The sequence below is a fragment of the Catellatospora methionotrophica genome (assembly GCF_011297335.1).
Lineage (GTDB): Bacteria > Actinomycetota > Actinomycetes > Mycobacteriales > Micromonosporaceae > Catellatospora > Catellatospora methionotrophica.
On the sequence record NZ_JAAOTJ010000012.1, the window covers coordinates 187,550 to 214,301 of the forward strand.

At 73.2% G+C, this 26,752-nt stretch carries 19 protein-coding genes; 8 read left to right on the forward strand and 11 right to left on the reverse strand.

The features are described 5' to 3' along the window. Nucleotides 1–31 precede the first annotated feature (31 nt). Nucleotides 32–1,117 carry an AI-2E family transporter gene (locus tag HAV40_RS25015; RefSeq protein ID WP_166385276.1) on the reverse strand — a complete coding sequence of 362 codons (1,086 nt, stop codon included), beginning with the start codon at nucleotides 1,115–1,117 and terminating at the stop codon, nucleotides 32–34. Between the two features lie 116 nt (nucleotides 1,118–1,233). Between HAV40_RS25015 and HAV40_RS25020 the strand changes: the two genes are divergently transcribed. From HAV40_RS25020 to HAV40_RS25030, 3 genes are all read left to right on the forward strand, one after another. After that, nucleotides 1,234–2,193 carry a DUF1152 domain-containing protein gene (locus HAV40_RS25020; RefSeq protein WP_166385278.1) on the forward strand — a complete coding sequence of 320 codons (960 nt, stop codon included), beginning with the start codon at nucleotides 1,234–1,236 and terminating at the stop codon, nucleotides 2,191–2,193. Nucleotides 2,194–2,541: 348 nt separating this feature from the next. Continuing rightward, nucleotides 2,542–3,828, forward strand: coding sequence for a lactonase family protein (locus tag HAV40_RS25025; protein ID WP_166385280.1), 1,287 nt, complete (start codon nucleotides 2,542–2,544; stop codon nucleotides 3,826–3,828). Between the two features lie 332 nt (nucleotides 3,829–4,160). Beyond that, nucleotides 4,161–4,805, forward strand: coding sequence for an ester cyclase (locus HAV40_RS25030; protein WP_166385282.1), 645 nt, complete (start codon nucleotides 4,161–4,163; stop codon nucleotides 4,803–4,805). A gap of 49 nt (nucleotides 4,806–4,854) precedes the next feature. Here the strand turns inward: HAV40_RS25030 and HAV40_RS25035 are convergent, their stop codons facing one another. Further along, the gene (locus HAV40_RS25035) at nucleotides 4,855–5,586 is read right to left on the reverse strand and encodes a VOC family protein (protein ID WP_166385284.1); all 732 of its coding nucleotides are present in this window, start codon (nucleotides 5,584–5,586) and stop codon (nucleotides 4,855–4,857) included. Nucleotides 5,587–5,641: 55 nt separating this feature from the next. After that, entirely contained in the window at nucleotides 5,642–6,541 is a 900-nt protein-coding gene (locus HAV40_RS25040; protein ID WP_166385286.1) for a LysR family transcriptional regulator, read from the reverse strand. Between the two features lie 70 nt (nucleotides 6,542–6,611). On the opposite strand from HAV40_RS25040, the gene HAV40_RS25045 reads away from it, so the two are divergent. Continuing rightward, a complete protein-coding gene (locus HAV40_RS25045; RefSeq protein WP_166385288.1) occupies nucleotides 6,612–7,481 on the forward strand; it encodes a dihydrodipicolinate synthase family protein in 870 nt (289 codons plus the stop codon). A 55-nt stretch (nucleotides 7,482–7,536) separates the two neighbouring features. Continuing rightward, nucleotides 7,537–7,917, forward strand: coding sequence for a PPOX class F420-dependent oxidoreductase (locus tag HAV40_RS25050; RefSeq protein ID WP_166385291.1), 381 nt, complete (start codon nucleotides 7,537–7,539; stop codon nucleotides 7,915–7,917). A 6-nt stretch (nucleotides 7,918–7,923) separates the two neighbouring features. Here the strand turns inward: HAV40_RS25050 and HAV40_RS25055 are convergent, their stop codons facing one another. Beyond that, the gene (locus HAV40_RS25055) at nucleotides 7,924–8,361 is read right to left on the reverse strand and encodes a DUF4265 domain-containing protein (RefSeq protein ID WP_166385293.1); all 438 of its coding nucleotides are present in this window, start codon (nucleotides 8,359–8,361) and stop codon (nucleotides 7,924–7,926) included. Nucleotides 8,362–8,474: 113 nt separating this feature from the next. Here HAV40_RS25055 and HAV40_RS25060 point away from each other — a divergent pair, with 113 nt between their 5' ends. Further along, complete coding sequence (locus HAV40_RS25060; protein ID WP_166385295.1) at nucleotides 8,475–8,909, forward strand: Calx-beta domain-containing protein; 435 nt, start codon at nucleotides 8,475–8,477, stop codon at nucleotides 8,907–8,909. Between the two features lie 9 nt (nucleotides 8,910–8,918). Here the strand turns inward: HAV40_RS25060 and HAV40_RS25065 are convergent, their stop codons facing one another. The 6 genes from HAV40_RS25065 to HAV40_RS25090 form a co-directional block, all read right to left on the reverse strand. Continuing rightward, complete coding sequence (locus HAV40_RS25065; protein ID WP_203670941.1) at nucleotides 8,919–12,026, reverse strand: AfsR/SARP family transcriptional regulator; 3,108 nt, start codon at nucleotides 12,024–12,026, stop codon at nucleotides 8,919–8,921. 305 nt (nucleotides 12,027–12,331) lie between these two features. Further along, entirely contained in the window at nucleotides 12,332–12,748 is a 417-nt protein-coding gene (locus tag HAV40_RS25070; protein ID WP_166385297.1) for a permease-like cell division protein FtsX, read from the reverse strand. 266 nt (nucleotides 12,749–13,014) lie between these two features. Next, entirely contained in the window at nucleotides 13,015–15,333 is a 2,319-nt protein-coding gene (locus HAV40_RS25075; RefSeq protein WP_166385299.1) for a HelD family protein, read from the reverse strand. A 117-nt stretch (nucleotides 15,334–15,450) separates the two neighbouring features. Further along, nucleotides 15,451–16,194: a VOC family protein gene (locus HAV40_RS25080; RefSeq protein ID WP_166385301.1), complete on the reverse strand. Its 744-nt coding sequence runs from the start codon at nucleotides 16,192–16,194 to the stop codon at nucleotides 15,451–15,453. Nucleotides 16,195–16,324: 130 nt separating this feature from the next. Continuing rightward, nucleotides 16,325–17,410: a hypothetical protein gene (locus HAV40_RS25085; RefSeq protein WP_166385303.1), complete on the reverse strand. Its 1,086-nt coding sequence runs from the start codon at nucleotides 17,408–17,410 to the stop codon at nucleotides 16,325–16,327. 93 nt (nucleotides 17,411–17,503) lie between these two features. Beyond that, complete coding sequence (locus HAV40_RS25090; protein ID WP_166385305.1) at nucleotides 17,504–22,432, reverse strand: ThuA domain-containing protein; 4,929 nt, start codon at nucleotides 22,430–22,432, stop codon at nucleotides 17,504–17,506. A gap of 265 nt (nucleotides 22,433–22,697) precedes the next feature. Here HAV40_RS25090 and HAV40_RS25095 point away from each other — a divergent pair, with 265 nt between their 5' ends. Next, a complete protein-coding gene (locus tag HAV40_RS25095) occupies nucleotides 22,698–23,618 on the forward strand; it encodes an amidohydrolase family protein (RefSeq protein ID WP_203670939.1) in 921 nt (306 codons plus the stop codon). 57 nt (nucleotides 23,619–23,675) lie between these two features. On the opposite strand, the gene HAV40_RS25100 is transcribed toward HAV40_RS25095, so the two are convergent. Next, entirely contained in the window at nucleotides 23,676–24,974 is a 1,299-nt protein-coding gene (locus HAV40_RS25100) for a glycosyltransferase family 4 protein (protein ID WP_166385307.1), read from the reverse strand. A gap of 205 nt (nucleotides 24,975–25,179) precedes the next feature. Here HAV40_RS25100 and HAV40_RS25105 point away from each other — a divergent pair, with 205 nt between their 5' ends. Next, the gene (locus HAV40_RS25105; protein WP_275413436.1) at nucleotides 25,180–26,724 is read left to right on the forward strand and encodes a glycosyltransferase family 2 protein; all 1,545 of its coding nucleotides are present in this window, start codon (nucleotides 25,180–25,182) and stop codon (nucleotides 26,722–26,724) included. Nucleotides 26,725–26,752: the final 28 nt, after the last annotated feature.

Below are 26,752 nucleotides of genomic sequence, written 5' to 3' on the forward strand. Positions count from 1 at the left end.
GATCTCGCGCACGGCGCGGACGCGGCTCGTCTCAGGCGGGTGCGAGATCGCCGGGCCCCTCGCCGGGCCCCTCGCCGGGCCCCTCGTCGGGCTCGGCGGCGGGCGGGCCGCCGTCGCGGCGGGCGCGCAGCAGTTCGAACGTGTGCTGGATGATGGCGGCGGCGGGGGCGGCCAGCATGACGCCGAGGATGCCCGCGATCAGGCCGCCGACGACCGTGGCCAGCAGGATCGTCAGCGGGCGCATGCGCAGCGCGGCCCCGTACGCGAAGGGCTGGAGCATGGTCTGCAGCGTGCCGTTGGCCAGGAACACGACCACCATCATGATCACCGCGGTCTTCACGCCGCCCGACGCCAGCGCGATGAGCACCGCGTACGCCCCGGCCACCCACGCGCCCAGGTAGGGCACGTAGTTGCCGAGCAGCGTGATGATGATCAGAGTGGCGATCAGCGGTACGCCCAGGAACAGCGCGCCCAGCCCGACCACCGCGGCGTTGAACGCCCCGAGCAGCGTCAAGCCGACCACGTACCCGCGGATGATCCGGCCGACCTGGTCCATCCACGGGCGGCCCAGGGGCATCCACGGCTGGGCGGCACGGACCATCGCCGGGCCGTCCTTGAGCATGAAGAACGTGGTGAACAGGAAGACGAACGTGCCGATGAAGACGCTGGCCGTGGTTCCGGCGAGGTTGCCCAGCGCGGGCAGCAGCCCGGACACCAGCGTCGAAGTGCGGTCGGTCAGCGAGTCGCGCGCCGTCTCGGCGTTCGAGCCCAGCACGCCCAGCGAGGTCAGCGACTCGTGCAGCCGGTGCACCGCCTTGCCCAGCGCCGCGCTCAGCTCGCTCCACTGGCTGGCCAGGCCCTTCACCACCAGGAACAGCACGCCCAAGCCGAGGGCGATCAGGAACAGCACGCCCAGCGTCGCGCAAAGCCCGCGGCGCAGCCCCCGGCGGGCCAGCGCCTCCACGGCCGGCGACAGCGCCAGCGATACGATCACGGCGGCGACCAGGGCGATGACCAGCGGCTTGAGCAGGATGATCAGGAACACGAAGACGGCGGCGGCCAGGGCGATGCCGACGATCGCCCACGCCTTGGAGCCGATTGTCCGCAGTGCGTCCACCTGATCCACCTTCGTCTGTTTGATCCTTTTTCATGTTAGAAGACGGGTGTCGGAACATCCGGGGGTATCCGAATAAGCAGGTGCCCGCCTCGACGCCGCGCACTACCGTGCCGGACATGCCCGCCGTCTTCGAGCCACCGCTGTCCCAGCGCCTGCGCGACGCGCAACACGTCCTGATCGCGGGCGCGGGCGGCGGCTTCGACGTGTACGCCGGGCTGCCCCTCGCCCTCGCCCTGCGCAACGCGGGCACCCGCGTCACCCTGGCCAGCTACGCGGTCAGCGAGCTGGGCGCGCTCAGCCTGTCGTCCTGGGTGCGCACCGGCCTGGCCGCCGTGCGCCCCGACAGCGCCGGCAACGACCGCTACTTCCCGGAACGCACCCTGGCCCGCTGGCTGGCGACCCAGGGCCACGACCCCGTCGTGTACGCCTTCGAGCGCACCGGCGTACGCCCGCTGCGCGCCGCGTACCGCAAGCTCGTCGACCTGCTCGGCATCGACGCGATCGTGCTCGCCGACGGCGGCACCGACATCCTCATGCGCGGCGACGAGTCCGGCCTCGGCACCCCCGAGGAGGACATGACCAGCCTGGCCGCCGTCGCGGGCCTGCCCGTGCCGCAGAAACTGGTCGTCAGCCTCGGCTTCGGCATCGACTCCCACCACGGCGTCTGCCACGCGCACGTGCTGGAGAACCTGGCCGCGCTCCAGCGCGAGGGCGCGTTCCTGGGCGCGTTCTCGATCCCGCCCGGCAGTGCCGAGGCCGCCGCGTACTGCGACGCCGTCGCGCACGCCGCCGCCGGAACGCCGCTGACCGCCAGCATCGTCAACACCCAGATCGCCTCGGCGGTCCGCGGCGACTTCGGCGACGTGCACACGCTGCCGCGCACCGAGGGCACGGAGCTGTTCGTCAACCCGCTGATGGCGATGTACTTCACCGTCGACCTGGACGGCCTGGCCCGGCACGTGCACTACCTGCCGGGCCTCGAACACACCCGCACCCGCGCCGAGGTCGCCCTGGCCATCGAGGAGTACCGCGACGGCCTGGACCGCCGCCGCGAGCGCCGCCCCATCCCGCACTGACCGCCCGCCACGCTCAGCGGGCGATCGCCCGAGCTGTGGTCAGTCGGCCGGCGGCGGGATGACCCCGACCGCCAGGCGCAAGGGCCGCGACCAGCGGCACCAGCATCCAAGACATGACATGTTTCTATCAACGCCGCGCCATGGCTCCGCCGACGCGTCGGCGGGTGCTGCACACGCCGACGGGCCGGTGGTTCCCCGAGTGGCTGACGGGACGGGTGGGATCGGGCGGCGGCACAGATCGCGCAACGCTCCGGCCGGGTCGGCCCGGCGGGCATAGCCTGGCCGTGAACGCGAGGGCTGTCTGTCGCGGCCTCCGCCGCTGGTCGTCAGGACCGGAAGGAGCCGCACATGAGCACCTATGCCAGGGCCGGATCACTGCAGGGGCCACCCGCGGCGGGGCTGTTCCAGGGACGGCGCATCGTGGTGGTCAGCGACGCCGACGCGGTGCCGTCCGCGCCGCTGCAGGCACAGCTCGGTCCCCGCGAGGCCGGGCAGGAGGACACGCTCACCGTCATCGCGCTGCCGCTGGCGTTCGACGGCACCCCGCCGGTCATCGGCACCATCGCCGCGTCGAACTCGGTGACCCCGCCGCCGAGCGTGCTCGCGGTCGACGGCGCGGGGGAGTACGCGTACGTCGTGGAGACCCTCGGCCCGCGCGGCCCCGACGCGCACCTGCTGACCGAACTGGAGGCGGGCAGCACCATCCGGGCGTACGACATCGGGGACGCGGCGAAGCCGCAGCTGCTGTACGCCTACCCGGCCGGGCACATGCCGCAGGCCGTGTCACTGCACCCCGGCGGAGGCCTGCTCGCGCTGGCCTGCGGCGACGTCTTCGCCATCCTCGGCCCGGACCCGTACCCGTCGCTGCGCCTGGTGCCGATCGGGCCGAACGGGTTCGGCGACGGGGCCGTGCTGGTGCCGCACGCCGAGGACGGCGCGCCGACGGTGCCGTCGTACGTGGAGTGGCATCCGGGCGGGGAGCTGCTGGCCGTGTGCTATCCGTGGCGGGACGAGGTGCGCCTGTACGCCGCGCACCGTACGCCCGAGCTGTGGATCGAGCCGGTCGGGCCGCCGATCAGGACGGGGCGGTTCCCGTTCCTGGGCTGGTTCACCCCGGACGGGCGGCACTTCCTCACCGTTGACGTGCTGTGGGGGCGCGACGCCGCCGACGGCGAGCCGTCCGAGGGCAGGCTGTCGGTGCTGCGGATCGACCCGGACACGGGTGCGGGGGAGAAGATCGGCGAGGCCGGGGTGGGCCGCAATCCGGGCGGTCTGGCCGTCAGCCCCGACGGCCGCCACGTGGTCACCTCGAACCTGCGGATGAGCCACCTGGCCTGGGGCGATCCACGGCTGGACCGGCAGGGTTCGCTGAGCCTGCTCACCTTCGACCCGGCGAGCGGGCGGCTGACGGCGGTGGACGAGGAGCTGTTCGACGGGCTGCGGCCCGAGGGCGTCGCCTTCGACGCCGACGGCAAGTTCGTCGTGGTGACCGTGTTCGACCACCTCGACCTCGTACACCGGCGCGGCCAGTTGCGGTTCTTCGAGGTGAGCGGGGAGGGCGGTGCGCCGCGGCTGCGTCCGACGTACTACTCCATCGAGGTCATGCGTGGTCCACATACGATCGTCGTCGTCTGACCCGGCCGTCGTGCACGCCTGCGGCCTGGGGTGGAAACGCTGTTCCGTCCACTCAGGAAGATGATGTTCGGGGTTCCGTAGCGGTCGCAACCTCGATAGTCTCACTGCGACCACCTGATGGGGGAGGTGTTCCGGTGTGCCATGACGTCTGCCCGTCCGCCGGCGCGGACTGGTGCCACGGCCGGACCCTCACGACATCGCCCCCGCTCCACGCGGCGTCCACCGGCACCCGACGGCCGGTGACCGCGCGTGGCTGGTGGCCGTACGCGTTGGCAGGCGGCCGGCCTGCCGGGCACCCTCACCCCCCACGTTGTTGAAAGGACGGGCGTTTCATGTCTGAAACCCCACTGTGGCTGCAGGGCCGCACCGCCGTCATCGACGCCGCCGACCCGTCGGCCTGGCGTGACGGCACCACCCCCGACTACCACCTGTCCCACACGGTCATGCCCGGGCAGCGCAGCACCCAGCACGCGCCCGACTCGCTCGAGGCGATCGTGGAGAGCATCGTCCAGGTCTTCGAGATGGAGGTCTCGTACAAGAAGGACCCCGCGACCTGGGTCTCGATGGTGACCGAGCACTTCCGCACGAACGTCAACGGCGGAGCCTGGGCCAGCGCGCAGGACATCGTCGACATCGGCAGCTACAACATCCTGATCGGCGAGAGCCCGTTCTACCGCAGCGGCCAGGAGTCGTTCGAGTCCTCGCACCACATCTTCCACAAGGCGTTCCCGGGCGGGTTCTACTGGGAGGTCCTGGAGGTCCTCAGCCCGCCGCCGGTCGTCACGTTCAAGTGGCGGCACTGGGGCGCGTTCGAGGGCGAGTACCACGGCCACCAGCCCGACGGTAAGACGATCGAGATGTTCGGCGTCAGCGTCGCCAAGGTCAGCGACGACCTGAAGCTGGTCGAGGTCGAGCACTACTACGACCCGAACCAGTTCCTCGGCAAGCTCACCGGCGGCTGCCCCGTCGCGCACTGATCGGACCGGGCGGGCCAGCCGGCATCCGGGTGGCCCGCCCGGGGCGGGATCAGGCGGGGGACAGCAGGCAGAACTCGTTGCCCTCCGGGTCGGCCAGGACCGTCCACGGGACCTCGCCCCCGCCGAGGTCGGCGACGGTCGCCCCGAGCGCCAGCAACCTGGCCGTCTCCGCCTCCGGGCTGTCCCCGGGATAGGGGCGGACGTCGAGGTGGACGCGGTTCCAGCCGGTCTTCACGTCAGGGGTGCGGACGAACCGCAGGTACGGGCCGACGCCCGCGGTGGAACGCATGACCGCGCTGTGCTCGGTCACCCCGTGCACGGTCCAGTCCGTGGCCTGACCCCAGAACCGGGCCATGGCAGCGGGATCCGCGCAGTCCACGACCACCGCGGCGATCGGCCCGGTGTCCTCGTCCTGCGGGTCCAGCACGCAGAACTCGTTGCCCTCCGGGTCGGCCAGGACCGTCCACGCGCCGTCGCCCTGGCCGATGTCGGCCGGGGTCGCGCCGAGCTCGGTCAGGCGCGCCATCAGCTCCGCGCGGTGGGCCGCCGAGGTCGTGGCGAGGTCGAGATGCACCCGGTTCTTCGCCGTCTTGGGTTCCGGGGACGCGATGAGGTCGATGCACACGGCGGTGGGGTCGGGGTAGCCGAAGCCGTGCGGTTCGAGGTTGGTCACGCCGGGTCCCTCGCTGGCGATCCCCCAGCCGAGCACCTGCGCCCAGAAACCGCCCAGCGCGGCGTCGTCGTGTGCCTTCATGTTGATCTGTACCAGCCGCGTCGACATGCCCAGGATGCTAACCCGTCATGATCGGGTGCCGGGGAGGCCTGCGGCGCGCGGTCTAGGCGTGCTGGGCGAGGAACGCCGCGGTGGCCGTGCGTACGGCGGCGACGCACGCGGCCACCGCGGGGTGCTCGCCCGCGCCGCGCCGGTACGCGATCCTGGTGCGCCGCCTGGTGTCCAGTGGCACCAGCCGGACGCCCGGCGGTGGCTGCACCGCGCCGAGCTGCGGGACCAGGGCCACCCCCTGACCGGCGGCGACCAGCGCCAGCACGGCCGTGAAGTCGTCGGCGTGATGGCGGGCCCGTGGCTGGTGCCCCGCGGCCTGGCAGACCCGCAGCGCGACGGTGTGACACAGGGTGCCCGGCGTGCCCACGATCCAGTCGGCCTCGCGCGCCGCCCGCACCGGATCGCCGTCGACCGCGAACGCCACGGGCACCGCCAGGTACACGGTCTCGTCGAGCAGCGGGGTCGAGTCGACGGTCGGGTCGGGCGCGACCGGGGCCAGGTCGTAGTCGTGCAGCAGCGCCACGTCGAGGCTGCGGTCGCGCAGCGCGTCGGGCATGGCCACCGGGTCCAGCTCGGTGACCATCAGGTCCAGCGCCGGATGGTCGCGGGCGAGCGCGACCAGCGCCGCGGGCAGCAGGGTGCGCACCGCGGTCGGGAACGCGCCGATGCGCATCGTGCCGTGCAGGCCGGTGCGGGCCGCGGCCAGCGTCGCCGACGCGGCCTCCAGCGCGGCCAGCACGGTCTCGGTGTGCCGCACCAGCGCGCTGCCCGCCGGGGTGAGCGTCACGCCCCGGCCGGTGCGCTCGATCAGCGGCACACCCGCCTCCCGCTGCAGCGCGGCGAGCTGCTGCGACACCGCCGAGGGCGAGTAGGTGTGGGCCTGGGCGACCGCCGCGATGGTGCCCAGCCGGTCCAGGTCGCGCAGCAGGCGCAGGCGGCGCACGTCAAGCATCAGCTCAGCTTACTGGTTGCGTCAGGAATCGGAACTGGTCCTTCCGGAAGGGTTTCGGCAGCATGAGGGCATGACGTTGCATGGCCTCCACCTCCCGCTGATCACCCCGTTCGAGACCGACGGCACGGTCGCCCTCGGCGCGCTGGAGCGGCTGGCGCACCAGGTGCTCGACGACGGCGCGACCGGCCTCGTCGCGCTCGGCACCACCGGTGAACCGGGCTCGCTGACCACGGCCGAGAAGCAGGCCGTCGTGCAGACCGTGGCCCGGGTGTGCCGGGAGCGGTCCGCTCCGCTGACCGTCGGCGCGGCCACCGCCGACGCCCTCGCCGAGCTGGCCGACCGCACCGAGGCGGTCGCGGCGCTGACCGTGGTGCCGCCGTTCGTGCGCCCCGGCGAGGCGGGCGTGCTCGCCCACTTCGCCCGGCTGGCCGCTGCGAGCCCGGTGCCGCTGATCGTCTACGACATCCCGTACCGCACCGGCCAGTACCTGACCGCGGGCGCACTGCGCGGCCTGGCCGCCATCCCGAACGTCGCCGGGGTCAAGTACGCCGGAGGCGGGATCAACGAGGACACCATCGCGCTGATGGCCGATGCTCCGGCGGGCTTCGCGGTGCTCGGCGGCGACGACACGTTCATCTCGCCGCTGCTGGCGCTCGGCGCACACGGCGGCATCCTGTCCTCGGCACACCTGGCCACCGCGCAGTTCGCCGAGCTGATCCGGCTGTGGCAGGCCGGGGACGCGACCGCCGCCCGCGCACTGGGCCACCGGCTCGCGCCACTGTCCAAGTCGCTGTTCGCCGAGCCCAACCCGACGGTGGTCAAGGCCGCGCTGCACGCCCAGGGCCGCATCCCCACCCCGGGCGTACGCCTGCCGCTGCTCGACGCCCACCCCGACAGCACCGCCGCCGCCCTCAAGCAGCTCGCCGAGGTCGGCGGCTGACAGCGCACGGCTTCCCGCATCCGGACGGGCGCGGGAAGCCCCTAAGCTGATCCGCGTGACCCCTGCCGAGCAGTTCGCCCGCGCCAAATACGTCAGCCTGACGACCTACCGCAAGGACGGCACGCCCGTCGCCACCCCGGTCTGGCTGGCAGTCGACGGCGGCGAGCTGTTCATCGTGTCCGATGCCGACGCGTGGAAGGTCAAGCGCATCCGCCGCACGAGCCGGGTCTCCCTGACCCCCTGCGACGTCCGGGGCCGCGTCGCGTCCGGCGCCGTACCCGTGGAAGGCAGCGCCCGGGTCCTCGACGACGCCGGGACGGCGCGCGTACGCGCGCTGATCGCCCGCAAGTACCTGCTGTCCCGGCTCGGCAACTGGGCCGCGCGCGTCCTGCGTATGCCGAAGAAACCGGTCGTCGGCATCATCGTGACCTTCTGAGCGGGCTCAGGCGGTGCCGAACTGCCACTCCAGGCCGGGGATCTGCGTCCCCGCCTCGGCCATGATCGCCTCGACCTGCTCACGGCCCGCCGCCGACGGGACGGTGACCACGGCGAACTGCCGCTGCGGCGGGGCCTCGACGTAACCGCCCGCCGCCTCGAACGCCTTGGCCAGCCACGCCATCGCGTGGTCGTCCAGCGGCGGGTCGGCGTACACCTGCACGCAGTCGTTCGGGCCGCGGCGCACCACCTGGAAGCCGCTGGCCTGCAGCACCAGCACGTCACCGGCGGCCGCGCCCATGACCAGGCCTGGGCTGCCCAGCAGCTCGGCCAGCCCGCCCGGCAGCGCCCTGGCGGGCAGCACCTCCGTGATGAGCTGCCCGTCGGGCTCGGTGACGGTGAGCCGGACGTGGCCGTACTGGTCGGCGTCGTTTGCCTCGGTCATGGGCGAGATCATGCCAGCCGCCCGCCCCGGCGGGTAACCCCCGATCGCTGCAGCTTCCTGCACCCACCCTGCGGCACAACCTTTCCACAACCCGGCTTTCCTACCGTGCGGCCATGACTCGTATCGCGCGCTGGCTCAGCGCCTCAGCCCTGGCTCTCCTCGCGATGATCGTGCTGCTGCCGCAGCCCGCGTCCGCGGCGGGCAGCACGCCGTGCGGACCGCAGTGCGTGGCCATCAACCGCGACGCGGTCTGCTGGGAGAAGGAGTGGTGCGCCGTGCAGCTCGTGGTCAAGGGCACCCCGGCCGGGTCGGGGGCGGTGCTGCGATACCGCACCGCCGACGGGACCGCCGTCGCACCCGGTGACTATGTCGCGGTGCCGTCCGCGGAGATCTCGCTGCCCGCCGGAGGCTCGACCCATCTGCGGGTGTTCGTGGCCGGTGACGCGGCGCGCGAGCGCGACGAGGCGTTCGCCGTGGAGTTCCTCGACGGGGACGGCCGGGTCCTGGCCACGTCGACGGTGACCGTGCGCGACCCGGCCGCGTACTGACGGCCGCGCTCAGGCGAGGGTGTCGGCCAGCGCGTCCGCCTCAGCGGGCGCGTTGGCCTTGCGGAACAGGTCGACGGCCAGCTCCCACTGCGTGCGTGCCTCGGCCGGGTCGCCGCCGCGGTGGGCGAGCTCGCCCAGGTCGCGGGCGATGCGGGCGGCCTCGAAGTGGTCCGGGGCGAGGCCGCGCAGGGTCTGCGCCAGGCGCAGGTAACCGGCGGCGGCGACCGGGTCGTCGCGTTGCAGGTGGGTGCGGCCGAGGTTGGCCAGCGCGCACGCCTCCAGGTGCCGGTCGGCGATCTCGCGGCTGAGTTCCAGCGCCCGGCCGAACTCGTCCAGCGCGGCCCGGTGGTCGCCGCCGCGCAGGTGCACGGTGCCGATGGTGTTGCGGGTGTCGGCCTCGTGGCGGCGGTCGCCGCGGTGCCTGCGTACCGCCAGGGCCTGGCGCAGGTGGTTGAGCGCGGCGTCGAGGTCGCCCAGGGCCGCGTGGGCCTGGCCCAGGCCGCTCAGGGCCGCCGCCTCCAGCCGGGCGTTGCCCAGCTCCCGGGCGGCTGGCAGGGCGCGGGCCAGGTATTGCAGGCTCAGCTCCGCGCGTCCCATCCGGACGTACGCGTCGCCGATGTTGTTGAGCCCCAGCGCCACCCCGAGCGCGTTGCCGCGCGCCGTGTGCAGGGCCAGGGCCTGCTGGTACGCCTCCACCGCCTCGTCATGGCGGCGCAGCCCCGCATGGGCCACGGCGATGTTGTTGTGCACGTGGCCCTCGCCGCGCGCGTCCCCGCACCGGCGGGTCAGCGCCAGCGCCGCCTGGAGCACGTCGAGGGCCTCGTCGAAACGCCGCGTCATGATCAGGGCCACGCCCAGGCCGCTGCGCATCAGCCCCTCCGCGCCGGGGTCGTGGCAGCGCGCCGCGGCGGCGACCCCCCAGCGGCACAGCTCGACCCGCTCGGCCCAGTGCCCGCGCGAGTCGAAGAACCCCGTCAGCAGATACGTGAGCTGCCAGGCTGTGGCGTCGTGCCCGTGCTCGGCGGCATACCGCACGACGGCCTGCATCCCGGCGCGCTCGCCGTCGAGGAACGCCAGCGCGGCAGCCGGGTCGTCGCCGAACGGCAGCCGCGCCGGAGGGAACCGGGGTGCCGCCCGCACCCGGTCGCGGCCCGGATCGACGAGCCGGTTCGCGGCGTCGGCGACGGCCAGGTGCCAGTCGAGCAGCCGGTCGACTGCCTCGGCGCGGGCCTCGGCGGTCTCGTCGGCGTCCGCGCACTCGCGGGCGTACAGCCGCAGCAGGTCATGGCAGCGGTAGCGGTCCGGGCCGACCTCGGCGAGCAGGTGCGCCGACACCAGCTCGGCAAGCACCCGCCGCGCGGCGGGCAGCGCCAGGTCCACCACGGCGGCGGCGAGGTCGCCGGTGAACGTGGCCCCCGGATGCAGGCCGAGCAGCCGGAACAGCCGGGCCGCCGGAGCGGGCAGCGCCCGGTACGCCGAACCGAACACCGTACGCACGCCGCGGCTGTCACCCGGCACCGACAGCTCGTCGAGGCGGTCGTCGTGGACCAGTTCCGCGGCCAGCTCGGCCAGCGGGCGGCCCGGGCGGGCGGCGAGCTTCGCGGCGGCGATCCGCAGCGCCAGCGGCATACCGCCGCACAACTCGGCCAGCGCGACGGCGGCGGCCTGCTCGCGGTCGACGCGGGCCCGGCCGAGCACCCGGGCCAGCAGCGCGACGGCCGCGTGCCGGTCGAGGGCGTCGAGAGCCACGGCGTGCACCGCGTGGTGGACGGCCAGCGGGGTCGGGCGGCTGCGGCTGGTCACCAGCAGCAGGCTCGCCGCGTTCGGCGGCACCAGCGGCAGCACCTGGTCGGGTCCGGCCGCGTCGTCGAGCACGACCAGCACGCGGCGCTCGCTCAGCAGCGTCCGGTAGAGCGCGGAGCGGGCGGCGGTGTCGGCGGGGATGCGCCCGGCGGGCACACCGAGGCTGACCAGCACCTGGGCCAGCGCCTGCGCGGCGGGCAGCGCGGTCGCGGGGTCGTGGCCGCCGAGGTCGACGTACAGCTGGCCGTCGGGGAACCGGGGCACGGCCGTGTGCGCCCAGCGTACGGCGAGCGCGGTCTTGCCCATGCCACCGGGACCGGCCACGAAGCCGATACGCGGCTCGGGGCCCTCGTGTTCCATCAGCTGATCCAGTGCCGACAGTTCCTCGTCCCGGCCCGTGAAGTGCCCGGCAGCCGCAGGCAGCTCCGCAGGCACAGGCTCGACGCCGCGCGCGAGCTGCCCGCCGGGCACAGCCGTCGCCGAAGCCGACGGCAGCACGGAGCCGGCCGGGCCCCGCAGTGCCGGATCCTCGCGCAGGATCGCGGTGTGCAGTCGCTGCAGGTCCGGGCTGGGATCGGCGCCCAGCTCGTCGGCGAGGTACGCGCGCAGCCGCCGGTAGGCGTCCAGCGCCTCGGCGGGCCGCCCGCACCGGTACAGAGCCAGCATGGACAGTCCGACCAGGCGCTCGCGGTGCGGGTGGGTGACCAGGAGCCGGTCCAGCTCGCCGGTCGCGGTGCGGTGGTGGCCCAGCCGCAGCTCGGCCTCCCACAGGTCCTCCTCGGCGCACAGCCGCACCTCGTCGAGCCGGGCCGCCTCGGCGGCCGCCCAGCCCGTCGGCTCGCCGTCGGCCAGCGCGTCACCGCGCCACAACGCGAGCCCTTCGCGCAGCTCGCGGGCCGCCGCCTCGGGCGCGCCGTCGGCGAGGTGGTGGCGGGCGGCGGCCACCATGGACTCGAACAGGTGCGCGTCGACCGCCAGCGCGGGGATGTCGAGCAGGTAACCGGCATGCCGGGTGTGCAGGGCCGCGGGCAGGCCGCAGGCGTCCAGCGCCTGGCGCACCCGCGCGATGTGGCTGTGCAGCGTCTTGACCGCGGTGCGCGGCGGGTCCCAGCCCCACAGCGCGTCGATGAGGCGCGACTGGTGCACGACGGTGCCCGCGTGTACGGCCAGCACCGCGAGCAGGACCCGCTGGCGCGCTCCGGACAGCGCGGCCGGGCCGTCCCGACCCGCCGCCTCGATCGGACCGAGGATGCGTACCCCGGTCTCGCGCGCGAGCGGAGTAGCGGTCGGCGGGCGGGTGCCGGTGGCGTCCATGGCGGCCTCCGTTCCGTCGCGACACCGTCCGGGCACTGTGCGGCGTCACGTCGCCCCCAGGTTGGCAAAGCACCCGGCGCGACGGCTGCGGTCTGTCGCCATACCGTCGGTTGCGCACCGGCCCGCGACGTCAGGCGGCGAATCCAACACGATGGCCTCCATGAGCACCGCAGTCCTGCGCTGCAAGTGCGGGCAGCGTGGCAGAGCGCGGCAGCGGTGCACATCCACCGCTGGCGGCCGTGACACACGACGCATGGCCTGGGGGGTCCACCACCCGGCGGGCGAGTCCACCAGTCGGCGGAGTGTCAGCCCGGCGGCGGTTCGCCGGTGTCGTGCTCGACGTGGTCGACGCCGTCCAGGGGCTGGGCCGCTGCCACGAAGCCGTCCGCGTCGGCGCCCGCGGCGAGGGTGACCATGAAGGACTCGGGCAGGTCGGCGGCGCTGAGCGAGCCGACCAGCTCACCCGACTCCCGGTACGCCTCCCGGAACCGGGCCAGCGCCTGCTCGCGGGACTCGAACGTGAACGACGCGACCTCCGGCCGCGCCTTGAGCCAGGACTCGACGGCGGTGCGCTGCGGCCCCGTGACGTCCATGACCAGCTCCAGCCGTATCGCCGCCGCCTGCGGCGCGGGCCGTGGTTCCGGCGTCCCGTTCGCGGACGTGCCACACCCCGCCACCGCGAGCAGCGCGGCGACGAGGACCGCCACCCAGCGTGATCCCACCGCCGCAGTCTACGTCCCCACGACCGTCCACATCGACTCCTCTCACTCATCCGAGCCACCTGACCGGGACCACCTGACCCAAACCACCACCCCGCCCCACCCGCGCCCCGCCCCGCGCGTCCGCGCCCCGCCTGCGGCCCCGCCCGATCCGCAACTCTTAAAGACTTGCGGCCTCCGAGTCATTCGGAGGCCGCAAGTCTTTAAGAGTTGTCGCGGGAAGGGGCCGGAGCCCGGCGGCGGGGCCGGGCCTGAGGGGTGGGGTGGGGTTAGAACGTGGCGTCGCCGTGGTGGAGGACGGTCAGGCGCTGGGTGGGGCGGGTTAGGGCGACGTAGAGGTCGCTGTGGCCACGGGGGGATTCGGTGAGGATGCCGCCGGGGTCGGCGATGACGACGGCGTCGAACTCCAGGCCCTTGGCCTGGCGTACGTTGAGCACCACGACCTGGTCGGTCAGTTCGGTCTGCGTACCGACGCGGGCCTGGGGCACGGCCGCGGTGACGATCGCGCCGAGCTCGTCGAGCCGGCCGGTCGGGACCAGGACGCCCAGCGTGCCGTCGCCCAGCGCCGCGACCTCGCGGCGTACCTCGTCGGCCAGCCGGGCCGCCAGCTCTTCCGGGCTGACCTCGGTCAGCTGGGGGGCCTGGCCGGTGTGGCGCACCGAACGCGGCGGCTCCAGCGCCGGGTCGATCGCCTTGAGCACCTGACCGGCCAGATCCATGATCTCGGCGGGCGTACGGTAGTTGACCGTCAGCTGCGACAGCCGCCACCGGTCGGCCACGTACGGGTGCAGCACCGCGTCCCAGGACGAGGTCCCCGCCGGGTCCCCGGTCTGCGCGACGTCGCCGACGATGGTCATCGACCGGCTGGGGCAGCGCCGCATCAGCAGCCGCCACGCCATCGGCGACAGCTCCTGCGCCTCGTCGACGATGACGTGCCCGAACGCCCAGCGGCGGTCGGCGGCGGCCCGCTCGGCGGCGGTCAGCCGGTTCGCGTCCTCCTGGCGTTCGCCGAGTTCCATCGCGCCGAGCACGTCGGCGGCGGTGAGGATCTCGGGGTCGATCTCGTCCTCCAGGTCGATGGAGCGTGATCCGTGCAGGATCTCCAGGGCTCCCTCGGCGTACGCCAGCCGCTGCCGACGGCGGCGCTCGGCCAGTTCCTCGGCGTCGCGGTCGTCCTCGCCGAGCAGTTCGGCGGCCTCGTCGAGCAGCGGCGCGTCGGCGGCGGTCCACCCGGCGTCGCGGTCACGGCGCAGCAGCCCCTGCTCGTGCTCGGTGAGCATGGTCGCGGCCGAGGCGATGCGGGCCTCGCTCGCGTACAGGTCGCCCAGCAGCCGCTGCGGGGTCAGCACCGGCCACAGCCAGTCCAGCACCGTCTGCACGTTCGGGTCGGCCTGCAGTTCCCGGCGCAGCTCGGCGAGGTCGGCGGCGTCGAGCAGCTGCGGGTCGCCGGGGGCGTCGTCGCCGCCGAGCGGGTCGTCGGCGTACGGGTCGGTGCCGATCCGGTCGGCGAGCTGCGCCGACAGGGCGTGGATCATCTCGACGTCGAACAGCGGCCGGGCCAGGTTGTGCGGCTTGCCGCTGCGCCGGGCCACGTCGCGGGCGGCCTCGCAGGCGGCCCGGTCCAGCACCAGCGGCTCGCGGTCGAACTCGACCTCGACGGTGTCGTCGGGCACGCGCTGCCGGTCGCGTACCGCGGCGGCCAGCACCTCGGCCATCACCGCCCGGCCCTTGACCTCGGCGGTCTCGTCCGGCTCGACGCCGGTGGCGGTGACACCGGGGAACAGCCCGCCGACGGTGCGCAGCACCACCCCGGTCTCGGCCAGCGACGGCAGCACCTGGGAGATGTACTTCAGGAACGTCGTGTTCGGGCCGACCACCAGCACCGCCCGGCTCTGCAGCTCCTTGCGGTACGTGTACAGCAGGTAGGCCGCCCGGTGCAGGGCGACGGCGGTCTTGCCGGTGCCGGGGCCGCCCTGCACCACCATGATCCCGTTGAGGTCGGCGCGGATGATGTGGTCCTGCTCGGCCTGGATGGTCTCGACGATGTCGCGCATGCGGCCGGTGCGGCCCGCGTCCATCGCCGCGAACAGCGCGGCCTCGCTGGTCAGCCCCTCGTGGTGGGGCGTGGTCGCGGCGGCGTCGGCCAGGTCGAGCACCTCGTCGTCGAGGGCGGTGACGGTGCGCTCGCTGGTGCGGATGTGCCGCCGCCGCCGCACTCCCTGCGGCGAGGCGGCGGTGGCCAGGTAGAACGGCCGGGAGGCGGGAGCCCGCCAGTCGACCAGCAGCGGCTCGTACTCGGCGGTCTCGTCGAAGATGCCGATGCGCCCGATGTAGCGCGCGCCCTCCTCGGCCAGGTCCAGCCGGCCGAAGCACAGCCCGCTCTCGACCGCGCCGAGCGAGGCCCGCTGGTCGGCGTAGAGGGCGACCGTCGACTCGCGCTGCGAGCGTTCCTGCTGGGTGCCGCCTGTCTGGAGCAGCGCCTGCGACAGCCGCCGCTCGGCCTGTTCACGCAGGTTGTCGAGGCGGCGGTACAGGTCGGTGACGTACTCCTGCTCGTGGTGAATCTCGTCGGCGACGTCGCTTGACAAACCTGGCTCCTTCGGGTCTATACTGAAGCCCGAACGGACGCTTTCAGCGTGCCGTTCTTTTTTGTGCTCGAATCGCCAAAGATACCGCACCGTCGGGCCACGGCGCAGCCGGGTGGATCATGTTGCGGGCAGGCCGCCCGTCTTCGGGTCTCGTGCGGTCAGGCAGTAGACGCCTCCGGCGGGGTCGCGCATGACGGCCCAGCGCGCGCCGTCGGCGACATGTACGGCCCCACACTTCTCGTGCCAGGCCCGCACCGCTTCGATGTCCGAGCAGGCCAGGTCGAGGTGCGCCGAGGTCGGCCGCTCCTGCTGGAGGCGCTGCAGCAGGATGCGCACCGGCAGCTCGGCGGGCGGCGCGACGACATGGAACTCCGGCCGCGAGCCGAACGCGGAGTCCCAGCCGGTCAGCTCCGCCCAGAAGGCGACCTCCGCGTCGTACGCGGCCGGGCCGACGTCGATGCAGACCTGGTCGAGGCGGCTGAGCGCGCCGTCGGGCGTGGTGTGCGCCATCGGGCGGCGGAACTCGTCCTGCCACGCCACCGCGCAGAACAGCAGCCCGCCAGGCGAGCGCAGCACCGGGTGACCCCGGTCCGCGACCTGCTCCGCGCCCAGTGCCATCGCCCGCGCGGCCAGGGTCGCCGGGTCGTCGACGCACAGGTCCAGGTGCGCGCCGCCGTCGCCGTCGACCGCCTGGAGCTTGACGCACGCGTCGGCCGCGCCGATCGGCAGCAGCGACGCGAACTCGCCGTGCCCGCCCCGGCGCGCGGTCAGGTGCGTGCCGGTCGCCCGGGACCAGAATGACGCCGCCTCGGTGAACGCGTCAGCGGGCCGGTCGATGAACGCGTACGTCCAGCGGATCACTTCATCTCCTCGCCGTGTCGATCTGCCGAGCGTAAGGCGTGGCAGGCCGCAGGGCCGCACGACGCGGCGGAGTCCGTCACGAGCACTCGCGTCGATGGTAAGGCCGCGGCGGGCATCCCGATCCGGGAGGTCACCCGGCTACGGCGGCGCTCTCGGGCGGTCCGGTCCGGACGGCGCGCAGCGCGTCGGGCAGTGCCGTCACCGCGAGGGTGAGCAGCGACAGCGCGATTCCGGCCACCGTCACCACCAGGGGCGCGGAGATGTCGGTGTCCGCGCCGTTGACCGGCGGATTGTCGGCCAGCCGGGTGAGCAGGCTCCCTACGACCATGCCGCCGAAGATCAGCGCCACGAACGCGGCGGCGGCCCCGACGGCGCTGACAGCGGCCACGGCGACCAGCCCGCCGACGCCGCGGACGCGCGGCGCGGCGACCGCCGTCATCGCTGCGACGACGGCGACCGGCAGCGCGTAGACGAAGACGCTCGGGTAGGCGCTGCTGCTCTCGCCGACCACGAGGCACAGCCCCGCCGCGACGGAGACCAGCCCGAAGCCCAGCGCGACGGCGGGGCGAGCCGCCGGACGGCCGACGGTGACGGCCGCGAGCAGCGCGAACAGCGCCCACAACGCGATCTTCAGCGCGGTCATCTCGGCCTCGACCCGGACCTCCGTGGGGGTGGTCTGCTCGGTCCACGGGGTGACCACGAGCAGCGAGGCCGCGGCGAGCACCGCGAGTGTTCCGGCCACCACGTGCCGCAGCGCGGGCCCGCCGGGCTCGGCGCGCGACAGCCGGGCCGCGATGAACGCGACGGCAGCCAGGTACGCCACCGCGGCGGCCGCCAGCACGAACGCGGTGTCGCCGCCGTGCACGTCGGCCCGGTCGAGCAGCACGTCGGCGGTCAGCCAGCCGCCCGCAGCGACAGCCGCCATGGCGACGGCTCGTGAGGACGTGCGGCAGAGCACGATGATCGCGGCGACCGCCAGCAGGATGGCCAGCTGGCGCAGCTCGCGGGGCCAGTAGGTGTTGTTGGAGGCGGTCTGCTGCACCAGCCCGCCGACCTCCGGCAGCACGCCGAAGGGGTCGGCCGTGCCTCCGGAGTCGCTGAACCACACGCCGGCAGGTTCCATGATCGGCTGGTAGACGGCTGAGCTGATCGCCCAGGTCACGGCCCCGACCAGACCGGCCAGCCCGCCCGTGGCGGCACGCCAGGAGATACGCATCGTCACATCGTGGACCATCCGGGGCCGCAGGGGAACAACCCTCGGCTATGGACGGTGGCGGCGGGCGTCGCGCCCGCCGCCACCGGCCGGGGCCTAGCCGAACACCCCGATCACCTGGAAGTCCGACAGCTGCGCCGCGGGCCAGCCCGTGTTCGCGGTGAAGGTCAGCCGGACGTGACGGGCGGTCGTGGTCGCGGGCAGGGTGATCGTCACCGTGTTGCCCGCCGGGTTGAACTGGTATGCCGCCGAGCCCACGATCGTGGTGAACGTCGACCCGTTGGCGCTGCCCAGCACGGACAGCGTCTGGGTGCGGGCACCCCACGCCGACGGCAGTTTCAGCACGACCGAACTGAGCGTGGCGGAACCACCCAGGTCGACGGTGATCGACTGCGGGAAGGCGCTGTTGGGGCTCTCCCAGTACGAGTTCGCGTCACCGTCGACCGTGTTGCCGGGCACGTAGTTCTGCACGTGGCTCGCCGTCACCGGCTTGCCCAGCGCCAGGTTGGAGCTGGTCGCCGTGGTGCCGGTGCCGGTCAGCGCGACGGACAGTGTCGGGTTCGACGCGCTGCTGGCCACGGTCAGCGTGCCGGTCTTCGCGCCCGCGGTAGCGGGGTTGAAGGCGACCGTCACCGTGCAGTTCGCCCCGGGCGCGAGCGCCGACCCGCAGCCGTTGGCCGACAGGGTGAACCCGGTCCCGGACACGGTTACTGACGAGATCGAGGCGGTGGTGCCGCCGGTGTTGCCGATCTGCGTCGTACGGGTGACCGTGCTGCCCACGGTCGTGTTCGGGAACGCGATGCTGGTCGGGTTGGCGGCCAGCGTGGCCGGGGTCTGCACCGTGGTGCCGGTCCCGGTCAGGCTGACGGTCAGGGACGGGTTGGACGCGTTGCTGGCCACGGTCAGCGTGCCGCTCTTCGCCCCGGCCGAGGTCGGGCTGAAGGTGACCGTGACCGTGCAGGACGCCCCGGCGTTCAGGGTGCCCACGCAGCCGCTCGCGGCGAACTGGCTCGACGCCGACACCGCCGAGATGACCGCCGCGGTGCCGCCTGTGTTGGTGACGGTCACCGCCGAGCCGCCGCTGGTCGTACCCACATTCTGGTTGCCGAACGCGACCGAGCCGGGGTTCGCGGCCAGCACGGCCGGGCCGGGCTGCCCGCCGCCGCCGAAGATCTGCAGCTCGGAGAGCTGCCCGGCGGGCCAGCCGGTGTTCGCGGTGATGGTCACCCGCAGGTAGCGCACTGACGCCGCGGTGAACGTCGCGGTCGCCGTGTTGCCGGTGGCCGGGTCGAACTGGTAACCCGCCGACGCCTTCAGCGTGCTGAAGTTCGTGCCGTCGGTGCTGCCGGTGATCGACAGCGTCTGGGTGCGGGCACCCCATGCCGCCGGCGGCGGCAGCTTCAGCGTCACCGAGCCGACCTGCTTGGCGCTGCCCAGGTCGGCCTGCAGCCACTGCGGGAACGCGTTGTTGTTGGACTCCCAGTAGCTGCCGGTGTTGTCGTCGTTGGCGGCCGAGGCGGGGAAACCGCCGTTGGCGGTGCTGGCCGACATCGCCGCGCCGATGGCGAGGTTGGTGGTGCTGCTGACCCCGGTGCCGGTCAGCGACACCGCCAGCGGCTGCGCGGTGGTCGCGTTGGCCACCGACAGCGTGCCGCTCTGCGCCCCGGCCGAGGTGGGCGCGAACCGCACGCTCACCGTGCAGGACGCCCCGGCGGCCAGCGAGCTGCCGCAGGTGTTCGTCTGCGTGTACTGGCCGGAGACGGTGATCGCGCTGATGCTCGCCGCCGCCGTGCCCGGGTTGCTCACCGTGACGGTCTGCGCCGCCGTGGTGGTGCCGACGTTCGCCGAGCCGAAGGCCAGGCTGCCCGGCGTGATCTGCAACTGCGAGCCGTCGGCGACGCCCTGGCCGATGAAGTCGACCCAGTTCACGTTGAAGATCGAACCCTGGCCGGTGTCGCCGACCGGGTTCTTCGCGACCAGGTACAGCGGCCCGGTCGCCGTGCTCGCCGACAGCGTCGCGGTGACGTCGGCGAACGTCTGCCAGCCGCCGGTGCCGCCGAACGTGGCGGTGCCGAGCAGAGTGCCGTTGGGCGCGCCGGTGCGCACCTCGATGCGGCCGCCGGAACCGGGCGAGGCCACCCGGAAGCGCGCCGAGGTGATGTTGCGCAGGTTCACCGGGCTGTACGACCAGTAGTCGCCGTCCTCGATGAAGCCGATGTTCTGGAAGCCGCCCGCCGCGTCGGTGGTCGTCTCCCGCTGCACGCCCGGGTCGCCGCCGCCGATCGCGCCCGGCGCGCGGCCGGTGCTGTTGAAGAACTCGGCCTGCTTGTGCTTGGGCTGCAGCTTGATCGTGGCCCGGCCGGTCTGCGGCGCGGCGCCGCCCCCGCCCAGGTCGGTGTAGCTGGCCTCGATCACGGCGAAGATGTCCGCGTCGTCACCGTGGCCGGTGCCCATCGAGGTCTGGATCACCCCGGTGCATCCGGTGTATCCCTGCAGCGGGTGCGCGTGCGCGTCGTGACCCAGGTAGTACTGCACGTTGACCCGCGAGCAGTTGATCGTGCCGTCCTCCGGGTCGGTCACCGTCACCGTGAAGCGCACCTGGTCACCCCAGGCGAAGAAGCCGCCGTCGGCCGGGGCGGTCAACGTGACCGTCGGCGCGGTGTTGCCCACGGTGATCGGCACGTTGGCCACGGCGGTACGCCCGCCGGGGTCGCGCACGGTGAGCTGGGCGTTGAAGTTGCCCGCCGTAGCGTACGTGTGCGACGGGTTGGCCGCGGTCGAGGTGCCGCCGTCGCCGAACGTCCACGCGTACGTGATCGGCTGCCCGGCCGGGTCACGCGAGCCCGCGCTGGAGAACTGCACGGTCAGCGGCACCCCGCCCGAGGTCGGGTTGCCCGAGGCGACCGCGATCGGGTTCTGGTCCCCGGCGATGTAGTCGATCCGGTAGACGCCGGAGTCGGCGTTGTTGCCGCCGAAGCCGGTGCCCCACTCGATCAGGTACATCGCGCCGTCGGGCCCGAACTCCAGGTCCATCGGCCGCAGGAAGCTCATCGAGCCGAACAGCTGGTTGATGTCGACCAGCTGCTTGCCGTTCGGGGTGACCTGCATCGTGTACAGCTTGTTCTGGTTCCACTCGCCGAAGATCGCCTTGCCGTCGAAGTACTGCGGCCACTTGCGGTCCGACGTCGACGCCGCGTTGTACCGGTAGACCGGCCCGCCCATCGGCGCACCGCCGCCGCCGATCTCGGCGAACAGCGGGTTGCCGCCGTAGTCGTAGTCGACCGTGGCGGGCTGCGCGGGCGGCAGGTTGGTCAGGCCGGTGTTGTTCGGCGAGTTGTTCACCGGTGCGGAGCAGTTGTACTTCGCCCCGGCGGGTCCCGACGGGAACGTGTAGTCGTTGTAGGCGTAGTTCGCCCCGATGCAGTACGGCCAGCCGTAGTTGCCCGCCTGCCCGACGATGTTCCACTCCACGGTGCCCTCGGGGCCCCGGTTCGGGTCGTTCGCGCCCGCGTCGGGGCCGTAGTCGGCGACGTACAGCGTGTTGGTCGCCGGGTCGGTGCCGATCCGGAACGGGTTGCGGAAGCCCATCGCGTAGATCTCGGGCCGGGTCAGCGCGGTGCCCGGCGCGAACAGGTTCCCGCTCGGGATCGTGTACGTCCCGTCGGCCTGCGGCTTGATCCGCAGCACCTTGCCGCGCAGGTCGTTGGTGTTGCCCGAGCTCTTCTGCGAGTCGAAGTCCGACCGGCCCGCGCCCTCGTCCAGCGGCGCGAAGCCGTTCGACTCGAACGGGTTGGTGTTGTCGCCGGTGGCCAGGTAGAGGTTGCCCGCCGCGTCGAAGGTCATCGAGCCGCCCGCGTGGCAGCACGTGTTGCGCTGCGTCGCGACCTGGACCAGCACCTTCTCCGTCGCCGTGCTGATCGTGTCACCGGAGACGGTGAACCGCGACAGCTGGTTGCGGGCCGAGCCGGTGGTGGGGGAGTAGTAGAGGTAGATGAAACCGTTGCTCGCGAAGCCCGGGTCCAGGCGCATGCCGAGCAGGCCGTCCTCGTTGCCGGTGAACACCGGCAGGGTCAGCGCGGTCACCGTGGTGCCGGTGCTCGGCTTGATGATCTGGACGCGGCCGTCGCGCTCGATGTAGAAGACCCGGCCGTCGGCGGCCACGTCGAGTTCCATCGGGTTGCTGGTGTTGCTGTCCAGGCTCACCTTCTGGAAGCTGGCCGCGCTGGTCGCGGTGCAGTCGCCCGCGACCTGGCCCGCAGCCGTGCGGATGCCGCCGAGCAGGTGGTTGAGGAAGTTCGTGTCGGTGTACGCCGCCGCGGTGTGCCCGAGCGCGGTGTACCAGGACCGGCCGCCGTCGTACGGCTTGCACCAGGCCACCGGGTGGTCCGCGCCCATCGCCGAGCCGCCCGGGGCGTAGCTGCGCTCGTCGAGGCTCGCCAGCACGTGCGCATTCGTCCGAGGATTCGTCTGGAACGAGTACCACTCGTCGAACCGCGACCACAGCGGCGGCAGGCCCGCCGTCGACGGGTGCGCCGGGTCCTCGACCTTCACCGTGGCGGTCTGCTCAGCGGGATGGCTGGAGAAGTACGCGCCGACCAGGTTGCCGTACCAGGACCAGCCGTATTCGGTGTCGGAGGCGGCGTGCACGCCCGCGTAGCCGCCGCCCGCGCGGATGTAGCGCTCGAACGCGGACTGCTGGGTGGCGTCGAGCACGTCGCCGGTCGTCGACAGGAACACCACCGCGGCGTATTTGGCCAGGTTGGTGTCGTTGAACGCGGTGGCGTCCTCGGTCGCGTCGACGGTGAAGCCGTTCGCGGTGCCGAGGTTGCGGATGGCGGTGATCCCGGCCGGGATCGTGTCGTGGCGGAACCCGGCGGTCTTGGAGAAGACCAGCACCGAGAACGGGGCCGCGTCGGCGCGTTGCGGCGCGGCCAGCAGGCCCGCGGCCGCGGCCAGCACGACTACGGCCAGCAGGCGCAACAGCCTGGTCAGGGGTGGATGCAGGGACGATGACGCGAGGGGCATGGACGGTCTCCTCGTCGGAAATGGACGGCGGAAACCCCTGGCGCGGGTGAGCGGCCCCGGAGGGGAGCGGTGCGGTGGAGCAGGGTGCGGCAGAGCCGTTGCGGCGCATGGATTGCACCGATGTTTCGAGGCAGTCACAAATTTGCACCCATGACGCTGATGCTGTCAACGCGTGGCGCAAAAATTGCATGTGCCACGTCGAGATCCTGGAGTAAGCCGCGCGTGTCCGCAGCGCCGTCGACCGCCGGGCCGCTACCGTCGGCCGGTGAGGCCGATCATGGACTGCAACGTGCATCTGTGGGACCAGCGCGACGACCCGGTGGGCTGGCTCGCCGACCGCACCGCGGTACGGGACCTGCTCGGCGACTACGACAGCCTGCCCGAGGTCTACCCGCTGGCCGACTACCGCGCCGAGACCGCCGCGTACCCGGTGCGCGGGGTGGTCTGGTCCGACGCGGGCAGCGCCGACCCGCTGCACGCCGCCGCCTGGGTCCAGCGCCAGGCAGACGGGCAGGCCCCGGGCGCGGCCGAGCCGCCCGCCACCGGAGCGCGGCGCGATACCGCCGGGCCGGGCCTGGACGTGCTGCTGGTGACACTCGCCGATCCCGCGTCGGCGGGCTGGCCCGGGTTCCTGCGCAGTTTCGCCGAACTGCCCGCCGCCGCCGGGGTGCGCATCCGGCTCGTCAGCGGGCTGGGCGGCGGCACGGTCCTGGCCGGGGACGCCGTCGCCCACCTGCGGCTGATGGCCGAGCACGGCCTCACCCTCACCGTCGAGGCCACCGCCGACCAGCTCGGCGAGGTGGCGCGGCTCGCCCGCGAGCTGCCGGAGGTCCGGGTGGTGCTGGACCACTTCGGCTGGCCCACCGACCTCACCGCCGCCGGTTCACGCGCGCACGCGGCACGGCTGGCCGAGGTGGCCGCCGCGCCGAACACCGCCACCCGCGTCGACGCGCTCGGCACGATCTTCGGCGACTGGACCGCCGACCGCGTACGCCCCTGGCTGCTCGGGGCCCTGGACGCGTTCGGCCCGAGCCGGTGCATGCTCGGCTCGGACCTGCCCATCGAGCGCCTGCGCGGCGGCTTCACCCACCTGTACGACGCCTACGAGCAGGTCTTCACCGGGTGCACCGAACCCGAACGCGAAGACCTCTGGCACGACACGGCCCGCCGCTGGTACGGCGGCTGAGACGGGTCGCGGGCGGCGTCCTGAGGGAGCGCCGCCCGCGTCGGTGATCGCGACCGGTCAGTGGCCGGGCAGCAGGGACGAGTAGACGCGCTCCAGCACGTCGGCCTGGTGCTGCCAGGTCCAGCCGTCGAGCAGGCCCGGCTTGTCGTAGACGGCCCGGTAGCGCTCCGGGTCGGCCAGTACGGCCCTGGCTGCCCGTACGAAGTCGGCCACGTCGTCGGCGCGGAACACCTCGCCCTGCCCCGTGCTGCGTACGGTCGCCGCGAGGGTGCGCACGTCACTGCCCACGATCGGCAGGCGGGCGTGGGAGTACTCGAAGAATTTGGTGGCCAGCGACATCTCGTGGTTGAGGTGGTGCCGGATCGGCATCACGCCCAGATCGGCCGTGGCCAGCAGCGGCACGACCCGGTCGTGCTGGACGTAGCTCATCAGGTGGATGCGGTCGGCGACGCCCAGCTCGGCGGCCCGTTGCTTCAGCGCCGTCGCGTACGGCCCGTCCGGCTGGTTGATGATCATCGCGAGGTGCAGGCCGGGCAGCTGCGGCAGGCCCTCGATGACCAGGCCCAGGCCGCGCTGCGGCGACGCCGCCCCGCTGTAGACCATCAGCGGCACGTCCGGGCCGATGCCGCACAGCTCCCGCAGCGTCGGGCCGGCCGGTCCGGGATCGTGGCTGACCTCGGGCGCGTTGAGCACCACCGCCGGGGTGACCGGCAGCCGGTGGTCGCGCTGCAGCCGGGCCGCGATCTCGTCGGACACCGTGATCACCGCGTCGGCGACCGGGGCGTACTCGCGCTCGTAGGCCAGGTGCGCGGGCAGCCAGCGGGCGTGGTCGCGATACGGGATCACGCCGGGCAGGTACTCGTGGGCGTCCCAGACCAGCTTGACGTCACGCCCCCGGTCCCGGCCGCGCTGCACCGCGCGGGCCCCGACGCCCAGCATCCGGAAGTCGTTGGCGTGCACCAGGTCCGGGTCCAGCTCGTCGATGACCTTGCCGAAAGCGGCCTCGAAGCTCCACAGGTCCGGCTCCAGGCGCCGCCACGACTTGTCGCCGAGCTTGCGCTGCCAGTACCAGACCAGGGCCACGTCGACCGGCTTGCGCGCGTGCTTGACCGGGCCCGGCATGGCCGTGCGCACCCGTCGCAGGACGGCCTTGGCACCGCCGCCGCCACCTCCGGTGCCGCCACCCGAGCCGCCGCCGACCACGATCAGTCGCACCTGTGCGCCGCCGAGCTGCCACTGCTGGGGCTCGTCGGTCGGAGAACGGCCGATCAGGGTCACGTCCCAGCCGGCCTCCGCCGCGGAGATCGCCTGCTTCTGCACGCGGGAGTCGCCGTGGACCCCGGTGTCGACGATCATGACGACACGGCCGCGGCCGCGACGTTCGACTCCCACTGGTCCGCCTCTCTGGGTGCTGCCGGTTCGAGCGCAGCCCGTGGACCGCTGCGGTCCGCTCCTGATCTACGCGTGCTGCGGGCTTATTGTTACCGTAGTCGCCAGCAAGCCGCACCCGGGTGTCTCCACACGAACCCCGGCACCCCTGCCGAGCGCTGGAGGCGAATACGTGACCCCTGACGTGAGTGTCATCGTCCCGGTGTACAACACGATGCCTTACCTGCGGCGCTGCATGGAATCGCTGGTCAAGCAGACCATCGGCCTGGACCGGCTGGAGATCGTCGCGGTCGACGACGGCTCCACCGACGGCAGCGACCGGGAGCTGGCCCGCTTCGCCGAGCGCTACCCCGGGACCGTGCGCGTGGTGCGCCAGCCGAACTCAGGCGGCCCCGCCAGCCCCTGCAACAACGGCCTGGGCCTGGCCACCGGGCGCTTCGTCTTCTTCGTCGGAGCCGACGACTACCTCGGCCCCGAGGCGCTGGAACGGATGGTCGACGCCGCCGACCGGTACGGCGCCGAGGTCGTGCTCGGCAAGACCGTCGGCGTCAACAGCCGCTTCATCTACCAGCAGGTCTTCGCCCGCAACGAGGCCGACATCAGCTTCGCCGGGTCGGGGCTGCCCTGGTCGCTGGCCAACATCAAATTGTTCTCCCGCGACCTGATCGAGCGCCACGGCATCCGTTACCCCGAGGACATGCCGATCGGCAGCGACTTCCCGTTCACGCTGGACGCCTGCTACCGGGCGTCGCGGATCTCGGTCGTCGCCGACTACGACTGCTACTACGCGGTGCGGCGGCTCAACGCCCAGAACGTCACCCACCTGAGCAACGCCGCCGACCGGCTGTACTGCCTGCGCCGCCTGGTCGACTTCACGGTCGGGCTGATGGCGCCCGGCAAGGACCGCGACGCCGTGCTGTCCCGGCTGTTCGCGCTGGAGGTCGCCGTCGTGCTGCGCGACGACCTGCTCACCGTCGACCGCTCGGTGCAGGAGGCGGTGCACGCCTGCGTACGCGAGCTGGCCGACCGGCACCTGACCGCCGAGACCGGCGCGGAGCTGGAGGTCGAGACCCGGCTGCGCATCGCCGTCGTGCAGGCGGGCGGCGTCGACGACCTGCTCGCCGTGATCCGCCAGGACGTCGATCAGGGCATCGCCCCGATCGTCGTCGAAGGCGACCGCTGGTACGCCGCCTACCCCGGATTCCGTACCCCCGGCTCGGCGCTGCCCGACGAGACCTTCGAGATCACCGCGCACGCGGCAGGCTGGGCCGCGAAGCTCGACGCCACCCAGGCGGTGTGGCGGCGCGGCGCGGACGGCGCGACGGTGCTGGCCATCACGGCCCGCAGCCCGCTGTCCGAGCTCGCCGCGCACGGCGAGATCAGCGTCCGCGCCGAGGACCTGACCGCGCCGGTCCAGATCACCGAGACAAGCCCGGCGACCGTGGTCGAGGCCGAGTTCACCGTCGCCGACGTGATCGCCGCCAGCGCGCTGAGCGGCCAGCGCCGCTCGGTCCGGGTCCACGTGCACGCCCGCGGCCAGGAGGGCTCCGCCCCCCTGCGCGCCGCCGGCCTGCGCCTGCCCCGCCCCCTCATCTGGCGCCGTGGCCTGCGCGTATACGCCATCACCCCCGCCAAGGACCCCTCCGGCCGCCTCATGCTCTCGGTCGTCCCGATGACCCCCGGCCGCATCCTCGCCCGCCTCGCCCGCCGCCACTGACCCCACCCGCCCCCGCCCCACCCGCCCC